Source organism: Polaribacter ponticola (assembly GCF_026191475.2).
Taxonomy (GTDB): domain Bacteria; phylum Bacteroidota; class Bacteroidia; order Flavobacteriales; family Flavobacteriaceae; genus Polaribacter; species Polaribacter ponticola.
Window position 1 is genome coordinate 39,030 of record NZ_JAOSLC020000002.1, and the last position, 17,737, is coordinate 56,766.

General features: G+C 28.7%; 18 protein-coding genes. 14 read left to right on the forward strand and 4 right to left on the reverse strand.

Translation table 11 applies throughout. The features are described 5' to 3' along the window. Positions 1-35: 35 nt before the first annotated feature. The gene (locus N5A56_RS00480; RefSeq protein WP_274270118.1) at positions 36-866 is read right to left on the reverse strand and encodes a mechanosensitive ion channel family protein; all 831 of its coding nucleotides are present in this window, start codon (positions 864-866) and stop codon (positions 36-38) included. Between the two features lie 195 nt (positions 867-1,061). On the opposite strand from N5A56_RS00480, the gene N5A56_RS00485 reads away from it, so the two are divergent. The 6 genes from N5A56_RS00485 (at position 1,062) to lipA (ending at position 5,067) form a co-directional block, all read left to right on the forward strand. After that, on the forward strand, positions 1,062-1,265 hold the full coding sequence (locus tag N5A56_RS00485; RefSeq protein WP_265724274.1) for a membrane or secreted protein: 204 nt from the start codon (positions 1,062-1,064) through the stop codon (positions 1,263-1,265). Between the two features lie 15 nt (positions 1,266-1,280). Next, a complete protein-coding gene (locus N5A56_RS00490) occupies positions 1,281-1,940 on the forward strand; it encodes a glycosyltransferase (RefSeq protein ID WP_265724273.1) in 660 nt (219 codons plus the stop codon). After that, a complete protein-coding gene (locus tag N5A56_RS00495) occupies positions 1,937-2,092 on the forward strand; it encodes a hypothetical protein (RefSeq protein WP_265724272.1) in 156 nt (51 codons plus the stop codon). Before N5A56_RS00490 ends, N5A56_RS00495 begins: the two co-directional genes overlap by 4 nt. A 278-nt stretch (positions 2,093-2,370) precedes the next feature. Then, positions 2,371-2,934 (forward strand): RNA polymerase sigma factor, encoded by a 564-nt coding sequence (locus N5A56_RS00500; RefSeq protein WP_274270119.1) that lies wholly within the window; start codon positions 2,371-2,373, stop codon positions 2,932-2,934. Between the two features lie 2 nt (positions 2,935-2,936). Then, complete coding sequence (locus tag N5A56_RS00505; protein WP_265724271.1) at positions 2,937-4,157, forward strand: Nramp family divalent metal transporter; 1,221 nt, start codon at positions 2,937-2,939, stop codon at positions 4,155-4,157. Positions 4,158-4,197: 40 nt separating this feature from the next. After that, positions 4,198-5,067: a lipoyl synthase gene (lipA, locus tag N5A56_RS00510; protein WP_265724270.1), complete on the forward strand. Its 870-nt coding sequence runs from the start codon at positions 4,198-4,200 to the stop codon at positions 5,065-5,067. 872 nt (positions 5,068-5,939) lie between these two features. Here lipA and N5A56_RS00515 read toward each other — a convergent pair. After that, positions 5,940-7,298 (reverse strand): pyridoxal-phosphate dependent enzyme, encoded by a 1,359-nt coding sequence (locus N5A56_RS00515; protein WP_265724269.1) that lies wholly within the window; start codon positions 7,296-7,298, stop codon positions 5,940-5,942. A gap of 122 nt (positions 7,299-7,420) precedes the next feature. Next, positions 7,421-8,656 carry an ABC transporter permease gene (locus N5A56_RS00520; protein ID WP_265726083.1) on the reverse strand — a complete coding sequence of 412 codons (1,236 nt, stop codon included), beginning with the start codon at positions 8,654-8,656 and terminating at the stop codon, positions 7,421-7,423. Positions 8,657-8,660: 4 nt separating this feature from the next. On the opposite strand from N5A56_RS00520, the gene N5A56_RS00525 reads away from it, so the two are divergent. The 3 genes from N5A56_RS00525 to N5A56_RS00535 are packed head-to-tail and all read left to right on the forward strand — an operon-like array spanning position 8,661 to position 10,988. Next, on the forward strand, positions 8,661-9,920 hold the full coding sequence (locus N5A56_RS00525) for an exo-beta-N-acetylmuramidase NamZ family protein (protein ID WP_265724268.1): 1,260 nt from the start codon (positions 8,661-8,663) through the stop codon (positions 9,918-9,920). Position 9,921: 1 nt separating this feature from the next. Further along, positions 9,922-10,296 carry a serine hydrolase domain-containing protein gene (locus tag N5A56_RS00530; protein ID WP_265724267.1) on the forward strand — a complete coding sequence of 125 codons (375 nt, stop codon included), beginning with the start codon at positions 9,922-9,924 and terminating at the stop codon, positions 10,294-10,296. Between the two features lie 26 nt (positions 10,297-10,322). Next, positions 10,323-10,988, forward strand: a complete 666-nt coding sequence (locus N5A56_RS00535) for a serine hydrolase domain-containing protein (protein ID WP_265726082.1) — start codon at positions 10,323-10,325, stop codon at positions 10,986-10,988. Positions 10,989-10,992: 4 nt separating this feature from the next. Here N5A56_RS00535 and N5A56_RS00540 read toward each other — a convergent pair whose 3' ends face one another. Further along, positions 10,993-11,517: a YkgJ family cysteine cluster protein gene (locus N5A56_RS00540; protein WP_265724266.1), complete on the reverse strand. Its 525-nt coding sequence runs from the start codon at positions 11,515-11,517 to the stop codon at positions 10,993-10,995. Between the two features lie 88 nt (positions 11,518-11,605). On the opposite strand from N5A56_RS00540, the gene argS reads away from it, so the two are divergent. From argS to N5A56_RS00565, 5 genes are all read left to right on the forward strand, one after another. Beyond that, entirely contained in the window at positions 11,606-13,381 is a 1,776-nt protein-coding gene (argS, locus tag N5A56_RS00545) for an arginine--tRNA ligase (RefSeq protein WP_274270120.1), read from the forward strand. Between the two features lie 186 nt (positions 13,382-13,567). Then, a complete protein-coding gene (lpdA, locus tag N5A56_RS00550) occupies positions 13,568-14,956 on the forward strand; it encodes a dihydrolipoyl dehydrogenase (protein WP_265724265.1) in 1,389 nt (462 codons plus the stop codon). Positions 14,957-15,074: 118 nt separating this feature from the next. Beyond that, positions 15,075-16,205, forward strand: coding sequence for a HEAT repeat domain-containing protein (locus N5A56_RS00555; protein ID WP_274270121.1), 1,131 nt, complete (start codon positions 15,075-15,077; stop codon positions 16,203-16,205). Beyond that, positions 16,206-17,231, forward strand: coding sequence for a glycosyltransferase family 2 protein (locus N5A56_RS00560; RefSeq protein WP_274270122.1), 1,026 nt, complete (start codon positions 16,206-16,208; stop codon positions 17,229-17,231). After that, entirely contained in the window at positions 17,200-17,733 is a 534-nt protein-coding gene (locus tag N5A56_RS00565; RefSeq protein ID WP_274270123.1) for a hypothetical protein, read from the forward strand. Before N5A56_RS00560 ends, N5A56_RS00565 begins: the two co-directional genes overlap by 32 nt. The last annotated feature ends 4 nt before the right edge of the window (positions 17,734-17,737 follow it).

Sequence of the window (17,737 nt, forward strand, 5' to 3'; positions counted from 1 at the left end):
TAGTTTTTATTAGAATTCTTAACAATTACAAAAGACTATTTAGTCATTGTAACAACTCTTTGAGGTAATGGAGCTTCATAACCAGCTTTACCTAAAGCTTCAACAATTTCTTGCCTTGTATCCCAATACACATCCCAATATTTATCGCAATTTACGTAAGGCATCGCTAATAATTCTATGCTATTTTGCCCTAAATTATTAACTGCAACTCTCGGTTTACAGTTACTTTCTTTTAATACATTTTCATCCTTTTTTAATACACCTAAAACAATCTCTTTAGCTTTTGAAACATCAGCATCATATCGTATTGCAAACGGCATATCAATTCTTAAATTTCCAATTTTTGTAAGGTTTGTTATTTTATTAGCTGTGATTGCTGAATTAGGAATTATTTCTGTTTCGTTCTGAAAAGTTTCTATAACCGTAACAAATACAGAAATTTCTTTTACAAAACCAAATGCTCCGTTCGTTTTTATTAAATCTCCTACTTTAAATGGTCTAAAAATTAATAGCATTATACCAGAAGCTATATGCCCTAAAGAACCATTAAAAGCTGCTCCAATTGCTAAACCTACACCTGCTAAAAGAGCTGCAAAAGAAGCCATTGGCATACCAACAATACCAGCAATAGAAATAATTAGTAATAATTTTAAAAGAAACCCAAGTGAAGTTAATAAAAAAGGTTGCAAGGTTTCGTCTATACTCTTTTTTTCAAAAATTTTAGAAATAGCATTCATCAGTATTCTAATAATCCATAAACCTATAATTAATGCAGCTATTGCTCCTATTAATTGTAAACCCCAATTACCCAATCCTGAAGAAATTGTGAAGTAAAAATTCTTTAATGACTCTGTTACTGTATCCATATTTATTTTTTTTGTTAGTAGATATTTTTTTGACACATTGTTTTTTAGAAAGTCACTTTCACTTTTTTTTAGCCTTAAAATTATATTTTTTATACTTGTAATTTTGTACATTTGTAACGAATTAAAACTTAATTTTTAGCTTTAAAACTACTTAGGTTTTATGTACATTTTTATTTTTTGTAAACTTTACTTATTATGAAATTATTATTTCTTACTATTGGACTATTAGCACTAGGTATTGCTGGACTTGCCATTAAAATTTGGGCAAAAAAGGATGGAGAATTTGCAGGTACTTGCGCTAGTCAAAATCCAATGCTAAATGAAAGTGGAGAAGCTTGCGGTTTTTGTGGTAAAACACCAGATAAATTTGATTCTTGTTCAGAACCACAACATAATTAATACGTTTACTAAATAATGATTTTATCTATTGTCTTCTACTCTTTTGTGGTTTGCGCAGTAATACAGGCAATTTATTATCTTAGTTTTTCTAGTTTTTTATTTGTAAATAAAACTGCAAAAGAACAGACAACAGAGCACCCATTTTCTATAATCGTGTTTGTAAAAAATGAAGGAGAAAATTTACATAATTTTTTGCCATCTATTTTAGCTCAAAAATATTCTAAATTTGAAATTGTTTTAATAAACAATGCTTCCACAGACAATACTGATGAAATTTTAGAAACTTATAAAGCTAATAATTCTAATATTAAAATTGTTAATGTAGAGAATAATGAAGCTTTTTGGGCAAACAAAAAATATGCATTAACACTAGGAATTAAAGCTGCAAAACATGAACATCTTTGCTTCATCGATGCAAAAAGCAAACCTGTTTCTAAACATTGGATTACAGAATTAAACAAGAAACATACTGTAGAAAAAACAATAGTTTTAGGGTACAGCAAAATTAAAAAAGAGAAAAAACTATTCAATCTTTTTATTCGTTTTGAAAACTTATTAAATGCAATTATCTGTTTTACTTTTACAAAACATGGAGCATCTTTTATGACTTTTGGAAATAATTTATCTTATCAAAAAAAGAATTCTTTAAAGCTAATGGTTTTATCAATCACATGAAAATAAAAAATGGTGAAGCCGATTTATTTATAAAAGATGCCTCTAACAAACAAAATACAACATTTACAATCTCTAAAAACAGTTTTATTGAAACTGAAGGTTCAAAATCATTTTTTAATTGGATATTACAAAAAAAGAAGCAACTCAACTAAAAAGATTATATAAGCCAAAATATCGTTTTTTCTTAGCCCTTTTTAATGTTACAAAACTTCTTTTCTTAATTTTGGCAATAGTTCTTTTTTTATTATCCTTATATCATAATTTTAAGTATTTTATTAGTTTACTATTTACTACAGTTTATTGTTATTGGGTTTTCTTCAAAAAAATTAAAAGAACCACAAATTATTTTTTTCTTACCTTTTTTAGAAATAGCATTATTATTGATTCAAATTAGTATATTTAGTGCTAATTTGATTTCAAAACCCAATCATTGAAAATACACGATCATAAACTTGAAATAAATATTTCTAAAGCTAAAGAAGGAAATCAGGCCGCATTTAGATTTTTGTTAGATACTTTTTGGGCTAATGTTTTTAATTATCAGTTAAAACGCACAAAAAGTGAAAATGATGCAGAAGACATAACGATACAAACGTTCTCTAAAGCTTTTGATAAAATTCATACTTTCGATAATAAATATGTTTTTAACACCTGGTTAATTACTATTTCTAAAAATGTACACATAGATTTATTGCGTAAAAAAAATGCATCAATTTTAGCAGAAACTACAATTGAACAAGAAGAAAAAGTATACTTAGTTGCTGATGAAAATCCTACTCCAGAAGATATAATAATAAGAGAACAAAATTTAGCAAAACTTCTAAAAGATATAAAACAATTAAAACCCAAATATCAAGAAGTCATTCAATTGCGTTATTTTCAAGAATTAAGCTATAAAGAAATTTCTGCTCAAATTAACGAACCAATGAATAACGTTAAAGTTAAACTTTTAAGAGCTAAAAAATTACTTGCAGAAATTATTAAAAAAACCTAAAAATGAAAAAATCATTTTTAAATTCTTTAGGACCAGGTTTACTATTTGCAGGTGCTGCTATTGGCGTATCTCACCTAGTACAATCTACAAAAGCAGGTGCTGAATTTGGTTTTGGCTTGCTATGGGCATTATTATTAGTTCACATTGTTAAATACCCATTCTTTCAATTTGGACCACGTTATGCAGCAGCCACAGGAGAAACTTTATTAGATGGCTATAAAAAACTTGGTAAAAGTGTTTTAACATTGTATTATATTTTAAATTTTGCAACAATGTTTACCATACAAGCTGCTGTAACAATAGTAACTGCTGGTTTAGCTTCTCAATTATTTGGTTTTACAAATGATTTGGTAATTTGGTCTACAGTTTTAATATCTTTTAGCGTTATTATTTTATTGATTGGTAAATACAAATTGCTAGATAATCTAATGAAATACATAATCATTATTTTAACCTTAAGCACAATTATAGCAGTATCTGTAGCTTTATTTAGCTCTAAAGAAGCTTTTGATGTTCGTCAGATTCTCCCTTCCGGAACTGTTGAAATAACTTTTTTAATTGCTTTTTTAGGTTGGATGCCAGCACCACTAGATGTTTCTATTTGGCACTCGATTTGGTCTGTAGAAAAAAGTAAAAATACATTTATAAAAATAAAACCAAAAGATGCCATTTTCGATTTTAATGTAGGTTACATAAGCACATTAGTTCTAGGTATTTGTTTTGTTCTTTTAGGTGCTTTAGTTATGTATAAATCTGGCGAAACATTTTCTAATAAAGGAAGTATTTTTGCATCACAACTCATTACTTTATACACTAAAAATTTAGGTGAATTTTCTTATATTTTTATAACTATCGCTGCTTTTACTACAATGTTTAGTACCTCTATAACAACCTTAGATGCTTCTCCTAGAGCAATGAATAAAACTTCCAAATTATTATTTAATAAAGAGTTTAAATTTGGCTACTGGTTTTGGATTATCTTCCTTTTAATTGGTACACTATTTATACTACATTTCAATTTAAATAATATGGGAGATTTAGTAAAAATTGCAACAATCCTATCTTTTTTAACAGCTCCTTTTTATGCTATTTTAAATTATATTTTGATAACAGGAAAACATACTCCTAAAGAACATCAACCAGGTATTTATTTAAAATCAATTAGTATTATAGGAATTGTTTTTTTAATTGGATTTAGTATTTGGTTTATAAGTAATATTTAAATCTTTTCTTCGTAAATTTGTATTTCAATTACTTTAGAAAATGGCAATAGATTCTGTAATACTACCAGAAAGAGTTAAAAAACCGAATTGGTTACGTGTAAAATTACCTGTTGGTAAAAAATACACCGAATTAAGAGGATTGGTAGATAAATATAAGTTAAATACAATTTGTACTAGTGGAAGTTGCCCAAATATGGGTGAATGTTGGGGAGAAGGAACTGCTACATTTATGATTTTAGGAAATATATGTACTCGTTCTTGTGGTTTTTGTGGTGTAAAAACAGGTAGACCAGAAACAGTAGAATGGGATGAACCTGAAAAAGTTGCTCGCTCTATAAAAATTATGAGTATTAAACATGCTGTAATTACTTCTGTTGATAGAGATGACTTAAAAGATGGCGGTTCTATTATTTGGGCTGAAACTGTTGATGCAATTCGTAGAGCTAACCCAAATACTACTTTAGAAACATTAATTCCAGACTTTCAAGGAAATACTAAACAAATAGATCGAATTATAGAAGTAGCTCCTGAAGTAGTTTCTCATAACATGGAAACTGTTAGAAGGTTAACACGAGAAGTTAGAATACAAGCAAAATATGATAGAAGTTTAGGAGTTTTAAAATACCTAAAAGAAAAAGGTATGAGAACAAAAACTGGTTTAATGCTTGGCTTAGGAGAAACCGAAGAAGAAGTTTTACAAACTATGAAAGACCTACAAGCTGTAGGATTAGATGTTTTAACAATTGGTCAATATTTACAACCAACAAAAAAACATTTACCAGTAAAAGAATTTATTACTCCTGCACAATTTAAAAAATACGAAACAATTGGCTTAGAAATGGGCTTTATGTATGTAGAAAGTGGAGCCTTAGTGCGTTCATCATACAAAGCACATAAACACGCTAAATAAAAAATAAATAATTTTTATAAAATATATTTTTGGCACAAAAATTGATAAGAACTAATTGAAAACAGCCTTGTAAACTGTTTTCGTTATGTAAATTATTTGAATTATTTGATTAAAAAAAGACTGCTTATATAGGCGGTCTTTTTTTATTTCATTCTTAAAAAAATAGCTAAAATAAATTATAAAAACTATCAGTATAAAATGCATTACAAAAAAAGAGTCATCTAAAAAACTAATTTTAGATGACCTTCACTACATTTTATAAGTCCCCCAACTTATAAAATACTTTAATGCTTTTTTAATTTCATTATAAAGAGAAACAATTCTAGGTTTAAAATTTAATTTTTCGGTTAATGACTTTTTGCTTTAGTTGAAATACAACAATGTTCTTTTATTAAGAATTACTAGTCTTGACTGAAAATAAACAATAAATCACAATCCTTTTATTAAAAAAACATCTAGAAACTTAATTCTAGATGTTTTTTAATCCTCAGTTTATAAATCCCCCAACTTATAAAACTTGATATTGTATTTTAATTACACCTCAAAGAAACAAAGATTATGACTCTAATTCCAAGCAATTCGTTTAATGACATTTTACTTTCGTTGAATTACAGCAAAGTACTTGTAAATAAAAATTAACACTAAAAAACAAGAATAAACAACTTAATATTAAGCAATTATAAATACAAAAAAATCATCTAAAAAATTAATTCTAGATGATTTTATACTACAATTTATAAATCCCCCAACTTATAAAACTTGTTATGTATTTTATTAAATACACTACAAATAAACAATTATTACTTGTTAGATTTTTTTGTTTTCGCTCACTTGTTATCATAAACCGATGAAATGACGAAAAAGTCCGTTAATTAAATAGCACTAATTATATCATACTTTGTAATAATGTGGTGATTTCCATTTTCTAAATCTACTAAAACAGCTTGATTCTCTTTGGTAATCAATTTAGAAATCTCTTCTAATTTTGCAGATTTCTTAACTATAGGATATGGTTCCCCCATAATATCTTTAATAGGTTTATCTGCTATATTTTTATCTTCAATAAAACTGTGTAATAAAACAGACTCATCAATAGACCCCACAAAACCATTAATATCTTTTACAGGAATTTGTGAAATTTTATAATCGCGCATACGCTCAATTGCATGCGAAACTAATTCTTCAGTTTGTGCAGCAACTAAAGGCTCATCAGAATGATTTTTAATTAAATCTGCAGCCGTTTTAATTTCCTCTTCTAAGAAACCTCTTTCACGCATCCAATCGTCATTAAACATCTTACCAACATATCTACTTCCATGATCGTGAAACAACACAACAACAACATCATCTTTTGTAAAATGCTCTTTTAATTGTAACATTCCTTTAATAGCAGAACCTGCAGAATTACCAACAAAAATTCCTTCTTCTTTGGCAATTTTTCTTGTGTAAACAGCAGCATCTTTATCTGTTACTTTAGTAAAACCATCAATTAGAGAAAAATCTACATTTTTAGGTAAAATATCTTCTCCAATTCCTTCAGTGATGTAAGGATAAATTTCATTCTCATCAAAAATACCTGTTTCATGGTATTTTTTAAATACAGAACCGTAGGTATCAATTCCCCAAACTTTAATATTCGTGTTTTTCTCTTTTAAATATTTTGCTGTACCAGAAATAGTTCCTCCAGTTCCTACTCCAACTACAAAATGCGTTATTTTCCCTTCAGTTTGTTCCCAAATTTCTGGTCCAGTTTGCTCATAATGTGCTAATGCATTACTTGGGTTGTCATATTGATTTACGTACCAAGAATTTGGTGTTTCTGCGCCCAAACGTTTAGAAACAGAATAATAAGAACGAGGATCATCTGGTTCTACATTAGTAGGACAAACTATTACTTCTGCCCCAACTGCGCGAAGAATATCCATTTTTTCTTTAGATTGCTTGTCCGAAATTACAAAAATACATTTATAGCCTTTTATAATTGAAGCTAAAGCTAAACCCATTCCTGTATTTCCAGAAGTTCCTTCAATAATTGTTCCGCCAGGTTTTAAACGTCCATCTGCCTCAGCATCTTCAATCATTTTAAGAGCCATTCTATCTTTTATAGAATTTCCTGGGTTAAAAGTTTCTACTTTTGCTAATACTAAAGCATCTATTTCTTTAGTAACAGAATTTAATTGAACTAGTGGCGTATTACCAATTGTTTCTAATATGTTTTTTGCGTATTTCATGTCTTATTTTCAAAGTACAAAGAAACGAAAATAAAAAGAAATATTATGAAGTTCATACTACAAGTAGAATACAAGTAACAATATTACAAAACACTCTTCTATAAAGAGCTTACTATTATAAACTATGCAAACTTAATAGACTTAGAAGGATTAATTTTTGTTATTATATATGATGGAATAATTAGCATTAAAAAGCATAGAAAAAGTGTGCCAAAATTTAAAACCAAAATTGCTCCAAGAGATATATATACTGGCATTTTAGCAACATAATAAGTTTCTGGATCTAAAGTAATAACGCCAAAAAAATACTGAATACCAATTATTATTAAACCAATAATATTACCCCAAAAAAGGCCTTTTAAAATTAAGTAAGAAGCGTTATATAAAAAAACTTTTCTAATACTAGTATTACTACTACCTAAAGCCTTTAAAATGCCTATCATTTGCACTCGCTCTAAAATTAAAACCAGTAAAGCAGTAATCATGTTAATACCAGCAATAATAATCATGATACCAATAATTACCCAAACATTGTTATCGAAAAGCTGAATCCATTCAAAAACATTAGGGTACGTTTCAACTATTGTTTTTGCATTTAAAGTAACTCCTATTTCACTATAAATTTCTGCTCCTTTCACATCAATATCATCAAAATCATCTAATAAAACCTCAAAACCTCCAACCTCTTTTTCTGTCCATTTATTTAATTTTTGCACCTCTCTAATATCACCAATCATCATGTTTTTATCAAACTGATCAAAACCAGAGTTGTAAATACCAGAAATTATATACTTTCTGTTAGATGGTAGTTTACTGTTTTTTGTTTTTAAAAAAGTAGCTAAAATAGTATCGTTTAACTTTAAGTTTAAGCGATTTATAATTGTTTGAGAAAGTAGCACTTCTTTAGTTCTACTTTGGTTAAAGTTAGGTACAAAACCATCAATTAAATATTCTTTAAAAAAAGACCAGTCATAATCTGAAGAAACTCCTTTAAAAACAATTCCTTCAAAATCATTATCAGTTCTTAAAATACCTCCTTTATTTGCAAAAACCTGAACATTTTTAATTCCTTTTAAATTCTTAAATTTTGGATAGAAATCTTGTTCTTTTTTTATAGAAGTAGTTGAAATATCAGAATTATTATTATCATAATTCACAATTTGAATATGCCCTTTAAATCCGGCCATTTTATCACGAATTTTATATTGCAATCCAGCTCCTGTTGCAACCGCAATTAGCATAATGATAATTCCTAACGCAATTGCAGTGATTGCAATTTTTATAATTGGCGATGAAATGCTATTTTTATACTTTTTGCCAGCAATAATGCGTTTTGCAATAAATAACTCGTAATTCAAATTGATGATAAATTTTAAACCTTTCAAAAGTACATATTTAATCTTATTTTTATTACTAAATTTTCAGCTGATTTCTTGTGCTCAAAAACCTGTTGAGATAGTAAAAAAAGTTATAGGAAAATCACCATCTATTAAAACAGGTGCAGAAAGAACAAATTTATATCTTAATTTATTAAAAGGTAAAAACGTTGCTATTGTTGCAAATCAAACATCCGTTTTATCGGTTTTACAACGTGCAGAAGTGGCTCCAAATGTTATGGGCTCTAAAGAGGTTATGCATCATTTAGTAGATTATTTACATACTCATAATGGAATTAACGTACAAAAAGTTTTTGCTCCAGAACATGGTTTTAGAGGAAAAGCTGATGCTGCGGAACATATAAAAGACGGAATTGATACCAAAACAGGTTTACCTATTCTTTCTTTGCATGGAAAAAGCAAAAAACCTTCAGCTGAACAATTAAAAGGAATTGATGTTATGGTTTTTGACATTCAAGATGTTGGAGCGCGTTTTTACACTTATATTTCTTCGTTGCATTTTGTTATGGAAGCTTGTGCAGAAAATGGAATTCCTTTAATTATTTTAGATAGACCAAATCCAAATGGACATTATGTTGATGGACCAGTTTTAAAAATGAAACATTCTAGTTTTGTTGGTAAACATCCTGTTCCTCTTGTCTACGGAATGACAATTGGTGAATACGGACAAATGATTAACGGAGAAAAATGGTTAAAAAACGGAATTAAATGTGATTTAACAGTGATTCCGTTAGAAAATTATACTCATACTTCTGAATACAGCTTAACAATAAGACCTTCTCCAAACTTACCAAACGATAAATCTATAAACCTATACCCGAGTTTAGGTTTTTTTGAAGGAACTATTATAAATGCAGGAAGAGGAACCGAATATCAATTTCAAAGATATGGAGCTCCTTTTTTTGAAAAAAGTAATTTTGGCTATACTCCAATAGCAAATTTTGGAGCTAAATACCCAAAGCATAAAAATAAGCTTTGTTATGGTGTAGATTTAAGTAGTGTAAAAAAATTAAGTGCTATTAATTTAGAATGGTTAATTGATGCTTATAACAAAACACCAAAAACAGAAAAATTCTTTGGTAAAACTTTTACTATTCATGCAGGAAACACAAAACTGCAACAACAAATTGAGCAAGGTTTAAATGCAAAAACAATAAGAGAATCTTGGAAACAAGACATTGAAGTGTTTAAAAAAATTAGAAAAAAATATTTAATCTATAATTAAAATGAAAAAGACATTTCTATATTTTATTGCAGCTTTTTTATGCATAAATGCGCCTATCTATGCTCAAGAAAACACAAAAAAACAAAAAGTACAAATTATTTCAGAAAATTTTTTGGCAGAAAACAAAATCCCAGGAATGGCTATTTCCATATCAATAAATAATAAATTGTTCTTTTCAGAAGGATTTGGCTACTCAAACCTTAAAACGAAAGAGAAAGTAAAACCTAATCTTACAAAATTTAGAATTGCAAGTATTTCTAAAACTCTAACTGCTGTTGCTTTGGCAAAATTAGTTGATGATAAAAAAATAGATTTTGATGCGAGTTTGTACACTTACTTACCTAATTATCCTAAAAAAAACATGATTTTACCATAAGACAAATTGGTGGTCATATAGCTGGAATAAGGCACTATAAAGGCGATGAATTTTTATCAAACAAAAAAATGACAATTATTAATGGTTTAGATCTCTTTAAAAATGATCCTCTTTTATTTAAACCAGGAACAAGCTACAAATACAGTACCTATGGATGGAATTTATTAAGTATTGTTATTCAAAACGCTTCTAAAAAAAACTATTTATCTTATATGAAAGATGAAATTTTTTCTCCTTTAGAAATGAAAAACACTGTTGTTGGAAACCCAGATATTGCTATAAAAAACAAGACGATCTTTTATATCAAAAGAAACAATAAAATTAAAATTGCGCCTGTTGTAAACAATATTTTTAAAGCTGCTGGTGGTGGCTATTTATCTACTTCTGAAGACCTAATTAAATTTGGAAACGAATTAATTAATCCAACTATAATTTCAAAAAAATCATTTTTAGATTTAGTAAAAACTCAAAAAACAAGTAATCAAAAAAATACAAATTATGGTATTGGAGTTGTAGTTTCTAAAACTAAAAATAACCATTTAAAATATAGTCATTCTGGTGGTGGCGTAGGAGCTTCTACATATCTTTTAATATATCCAAAACAAAACATAGTAATTTCTATTTTAACGAATCTTTCTGGAGTACGAATGAAAAATTATATTAAAAATTTGGAACAAATCCTTATAGAGTAAACACCTACCCTCTTCTCTTTTTTACCTTAGAAACCATAGGTATTTTTTTCTTTAATTCTTCTACTATAGAATAAGCTGCAGGGCAAATTGCAGTATTTGCTACCGTTAGTTCAGAGATATTAATAAACTTTTTACGATTTGTATGAGGATATTCTGCGCAAGCTTTTGGGCGAACATCATAAATAAAACAACTATTATCAGACTCGTCCAAAAAAGAACAAGGTGCAGTTTTTAAAACCATAAAATCATCTTCATCTCTTTCTAAGTATGTGTTTTGAAAATCTGCTACTTTCATTTTCAAATGCTTAGAAATACGCTCTATATCTTTATCTGTAAAAATAGGGCTTGTAGTTTTACAGCAATTTCCACATTCTAAACAATCTGTTTTTTCAAATTCTTTATCATGTAATTCATGTACAACATAATCAAAATTTTTAGGCACTCTTTTCTTTACATTCGCAAAATACTTTAAACTTTCTTTTTTAGATTCTTCTGCTAATTTTGGTAGTTGTTGTAAGCGTTTTTCCATGATACAAAAATACAATTATTCTTGACCAAAAATCATTCTAAAAAACAAATAAAAATATGTAATTTCGCATTTCAATTTTCAATAGCAAATGAACATTCAAAACACTATAGAAACCAAAGTAAAAGAGGGTTTTTTAGCTTTATATAACACAGAAATTCCATCCGTAGAATTTCAAGCAACTAGAAAAGAATTTGAAGGAGATATTACAGTAGTTGTTTTCCCTTTATTACGGTACAAAAAAGGAAACCCTGTTCAAATTGGTGAAGAGTTAGGTAAATACTTAGTAGAAAACGTTAGTAATATTACAAACTACAATGTAGTAAAAGGTTTTTTAAACTTAGTAATTAATGATGTTTTTTATACAGATTTCTTTAATTCTGTGTATTCAGATTCCAATTTTGGTTTTGTATCTCCAAAAACAGATGAAAAAGCAATAATGGTAGAATATTCTTCTCCTAACACCAATAAACCTTTACATCTAGGACATGTTCGTAATAACTTGTTAGGATATTCTGTAGCAGAAATTATAAAAGCTGCAGGTAAAAAAGTATATAAAACTCAAATTATTAACGATAGAGGTATTCATATCTGTAAATCTATGTTGGCTTGGGAAAAATTCGGAAATGGAGAAACACCCGAATCTACTGGTTTAAAAGGCGATAAGTTAGTTGGTAATTACTATGTAAAATTTGATCAAGAGTATAAAAAAGAAATCGGCAACTTAGTTGCATCTGGTATTTCTGAAGAAGAAGCTAAAAAGCAAGCTCCGTTATTTATTGAAGCACAACAAATGCTTTTAAAATGGGAAGCTGGAGATAAAGAAGTTGTTGCTCTTTGGGAGACTATGAACTCTTGGGTTTATGCTGGTTTTGATGTTACTTACAAAAGTATGGGTGTAGATTTTGACACGTTATATTATGAAAGTAACACCTATTTATTAGGAAAAGATGTAGTTGCACAAGGTTTAGAAAAAGGTGTTTTCTATAAAAAAGAAGATGGTTCTGTTTGGTGCGATTTAACTGAAGACGGTTTAGACGAAAAAATTGTATTACGTTCTGACGGAACTGCAGTTTACATGACGCAAGATATTGGTACTGCTATACAACGTGTAAAAGATTATGAAGATGTTGGAGGAATGGTTTACACCGTTGGTAACGAACAAGACTATCATTTTCAAGTATTATTTTTAATCTTAAAGAAATTAGGTTTTGATTGGGCTAAACAATTACATCATTTAAGTTATGGAATGGTAGATTTACCTTCTGGAAAAATGAAATCTAGAGAAGGAACTGTTGTAGATGCTGATGATTTAATGGTTGAAATGACAGATACTGCAAAAACTATCTCTGAAGAACTAGGGAAGTTAGACGGATATTCTGACGAAGAAAAAAATGAATTATATAGAACAATAGGTCTAGGAGCTTTAAAGTACTTTATTTTAAAAGTAGACCCTAAAAAAAGAATTTTATTCGACCCAAAATCTTCTGTTGATTTTCAAGGAAACACTGGGCCTTTTATACAATACACATACGCAAGAATTCAATCTATAATTAGAAAAGCTAATTTCGATTATTCAAAACCTGTAGTTATTGAATTACACAAAAAAGAGAAAGAACTTTTAAAACAGTTAGAATTATACCCAGAAACAATTCAGCAAGCAGCAGCAAATTATTCGCCAGCAGTTATTGCTAATTACACGTATGATTTGGTAAAAGAATTCAATTCTTTTTATCAAAACGTATCTATTTTAGGAGAAGAAAATCAAGATAAAAAAATATTTAGAGTACAATTAGCTAACAAAGTAGCAGAAACTATTAAATCTGCCTTTTTATTGTTAGGAATAAACGTGCCAGAGAGAATGTAAGTTTTTATATTAAAAGATAGAAAAATTAAAATAATCAAAAATTCTTTTTATAAAAAACTAAAGTTAGTAAATTAGCAAGAGTTAGGGATTGTAGTGACATCCTTTTTATTTTTCATAAAAAGATATAACGGAAAGCCCGCTCGAACGCCATAAAAAAGAAACAAACAACTAGTAAAAATAAACAACATGAAATACGATATCATTATTATTGGAAGTGGTCCTGGAGGATATGTAGCTGGAATTAGAGCTTCTCAATTAGGCTTTAAAGTTGCAATAGTAGAGAAAAGTGAAATTGGTGGTATATGCTTAAATTGGGGATGTATACCTACTAAAGCGTTATTAAAATCTGCACAGGTTTATGATTATTTAAAACATGTAGATGATTATGGTTTAAAAGCAGAAGCTATTGATAAAGATTTTGATGCTATTGTTAAGAGAAGTCGCGGTGTTGCTGATGGTATGAGTAAGGGTGTTCAATTTTTAATGAAGAAAAACAAAATTGATGTTATTAACGGTTTTGGAAAGATTAAAACAGGTAAAAAAGTTGATGTTACTACCGAAGATGGAACAGTAACAGAATATAGCGCAGACAATATTATTATTGCAACTGGAGCTCGTTCTAGAGAACTACCAAACTTACCTCAAGATGGTAAAAAAGTAATTGGTTACAGACAAGCTATGACTTTACCAGAACAACCTAAATCTATGATTGTTGTAGGATCTGGAGCAATTGGTGTTGAATTTGCTCATTTTTATAATTCAATGGGAACAGAAGTAACCATTGTAGAGTTTATGCCAAATGTTGTACCTGTAGAAGATGTTGATGTTTCTAAACAATTTGAACGTTCTCTTAAAAAATCTGGGATTAAAGTAATGACAAATTCTTCTGTAGAATCTGTGGATACCTCTGGTGAAGGCGTAGTTGCTACAGTAAAAACGAAGAAAGGAGAAAAAACTTTAACTGCAGACGTAGTGCTATCTGCTGTTGGAATTAAATCAAATTTAGAAAACATAGGATTAGAAGAAGTAGGAATTATAACTGATAGAGACAAAATTTTAGTTAACGATTGGTACCAAACTAATATACCGGGTTATTACGCTATTGGAGATGTAGTTCCAGGTCAAGCTTTAGCACACGTTGCTTCTGCAGAAGGTATTACTTGTGTAGAAAAATTAGCTGGTTTACATACTGAAGCTATAGATTATGGTAATGTTCCGGGTTGTACATACGCTTCACCAGAAATTGCTTCGGTTGGTATGACAGAAGCAAAAGCTAAAGAAGCAGGTTATGAAATTAAAGTTGGGAAATTCCCATTCTCTGCATCTGGTAAAGCTAGTGCTGCAGGTAATAAAGATGGGTTTGTAAAAGTAATTTTTGATGCTAAATATGGCGAATGGTTAGGTTGTCATATGATTGGTGCTGGTGTTACAGATATGATTGCAGAAGCAGTACTTGGTCGAAAATTAGAAACAACTGGTCATGAAGTTTTAAAAACGATACATCCACACCCAACAATGAGTGAAGCGGTAATGGAAGCTGTAGCTGACGCCTATGATGAGGTCATTCACCTATAAACAAGGTTAATTGATAGAAAAGAGCAATTAACTTGGTCTATTTTTTATTACTTTTGACCCAGCAATTAAACATCCCTCACTTAAGCTATTTAGTTAAAAATATAAACAGATTATATAAATGAGTTTCGTTGAGTGGTTTCTTTCTTTTATTTACAAGATAAAGACGTTTCCGTTAATTATACAAATAACAATTGTATTAACACTTACTTTTATTGTTGTAACTTTTTCTGTACTTATTACTGTTTATGTTATTAGAAGAAAACATAATAGAGTACAGAGAAAGTTAAAAGACAGTCTTCCTAAAATAGAAGACCTTTTTAACGACGTCTTATTTAGTGATAAAAATTATTCTGAAAATGAAATCTTTAATAGTTTTGAAGATATTGTTGGTGAGATAAATTATGAATCTATAGACACTGGTTTAGATGTTCTTGTAGATATAAAAAATGATTCTATTAAAGAGTCTGAAAAATACCCCGTTATAATTAGCGCTTTAAATTTAATTGAACATATCGAAAGTAAATTCGATTCTCGTTCAAATAGTAGAAAAATGGATGCCTTTCAGCAATCATTTGTTCTAGGTTTAAATAGATTTGATTCTAAAATACTACAATACGCTTATAGTAAAAACAAAAAAATTAGAAACGAAGCAAGAAACTCTTATCTAGCTTTAAGTGCGAATGATCCTTATCGTTTTTTTGATGAAATTGAAGGTTCTCTAACAAAATGGGATGAAATAGAATTAATGCAGTATCTTCAACAACAACATAAAAGAGGAAACTTAGAAGGGTTAGGTAAATGGATTAACTATTCTAAAAACACTTCTCTTGTAGTTTTTCTTATAAAAATGGTTGGTTTTTTTAAACAAAGAGGTATTGATGAAATTTTAATTGATAAATTAGTAGACGAAGATACTAAAGTTAGGGCTGCTTCTATTGAAACTTTAGGGGAGTTAAATTTAAAAAACACAGAACAAACATTAATAGATAGATATTATACAGAGCCAGATCTTTGTCAGGTTGCAATAGTAAATACTATTAGAAAGTTCAACTCAGGTAAATCTTTAAATTTTTTACAACAAATTTTTAAAGATTCAAATAGTACCGATATGAAAAAAATTATTGCAGAGGCAATTATAAATTACGGTTATGAAGGTAAAATGGCTTTTCAAGACTTAAAAAATGTATTAACAGGTTTTGACTTACAAATTTTAAAACATATCGAAACACCAATAATTAAATTTAAATAAATGTTTGAAATTTTTGTAAAAGTTTACGAATATTTTATATTCTTCTATGCAACTGCACTAATTATAAGTTATATGGTGTTAGCTGTTTTTTCTTTTATATCTATAAATAGATATAAAAGTTATAATACAGATATAGATGATGAAGAATTATTAAGTTCTGAGCTTGCACCTGGTATTTCTGTAATTGCACCAGCATATAACGAAGAAAAAACGATAATTATTAATGTAAAATCGCTTTTAACTTTAAACTACCCTTTTTTTGAAGTAATTATTGTAAATGATGGTAGTAAAGATGATACGTTAGACTTATTAATAAAAGAATTTGATTTAGTTGAAGCTCCTTTTGCATATGTAGAAAAAATTAAATCGAAACCATATAAGAGAACTTTTAAGTCTCAAAACCCAAAATATGATATTTTAACAGTTATTGATAAAGAGAACGGTGGTACTAAAGCAGATGCGTTTAACGCGGGGCTTAATGCTTCTGTTTTTCCATATTATTTAAACACAGATGTAGATTGTATTCTTGCTAGAAATACACTTTCTAAAATGATTAAGCCAGTTTTAAACTCTAAAACAAGAGTAATTGCTGTAGGTGCTACATTAAGAATGTCTAATAACTGTGATATAGAAGAAGGTATTATTACTAGAGTTAGACCTCCAAAAGCATTAATTCCTCGTTTTCAAGAACTAGAATATATTAGATCTTATCTTCTAGGTAAAATGGGATGGGAACTTATAAACTCTGTACCTAATGTTTCTGGAGGTTTAGGTATGTTTGATAAAGAAATTGCAATTAAAGCCGGTGGTTATGGTGCAGATTCTCACGCAGAAGATATGGATATGATGACCCGTATGGCTGTGCACATGATGAATAATAAACTAGATTACAAAATTGGTTATATTCCTCTATCGTGTTGTTGGACAGAAGGACCACCAAATATTCAGATTTTAGGAAAGACAGAGAACAAGGTGGGCCAGTGGATTATTTCAAATGTTTTACGAACACAAGAAAATTTTATTTAATCCAAAATATAAAAACTTAGGATTAATTACCTTTCCTTATGTATTTATTTTTGAGTTTTTAGCTCCAATTATTGAAGCCTTTGGTATACTTTTTACATTATTTTTAATATTTTTTGGACAAGTAAACTGGACTTTTGCTCCTTTAATTTTATTTTACTCATATGCATTTGCCGTTATGATTTCTTCCATCGTAATAATCTGGGATCAAATGACGTTTAAATACTACAACACTACTGGAGAAGTTTTAAAACTCTTTGTAATTGCTTTAATTGAGCCTTTTTTATATCATCCAATGATTATGTTCTTTTCTCTTAAAGGGTATTTTAGTTTTATTACTTCTAGAGAACTTGCTTGGGGAACAATGACTAGACAAGGGTTTGAAAAAGATAAAGATGGTAATGATAAAAATTCTGGAAGTAAAGAACCTGAAGAAAAATCTGGAATTTTCAATAAATTAAAAAAGAATAAAGAATCTGATACATTTGAAGATATTAAACCTTAAAATG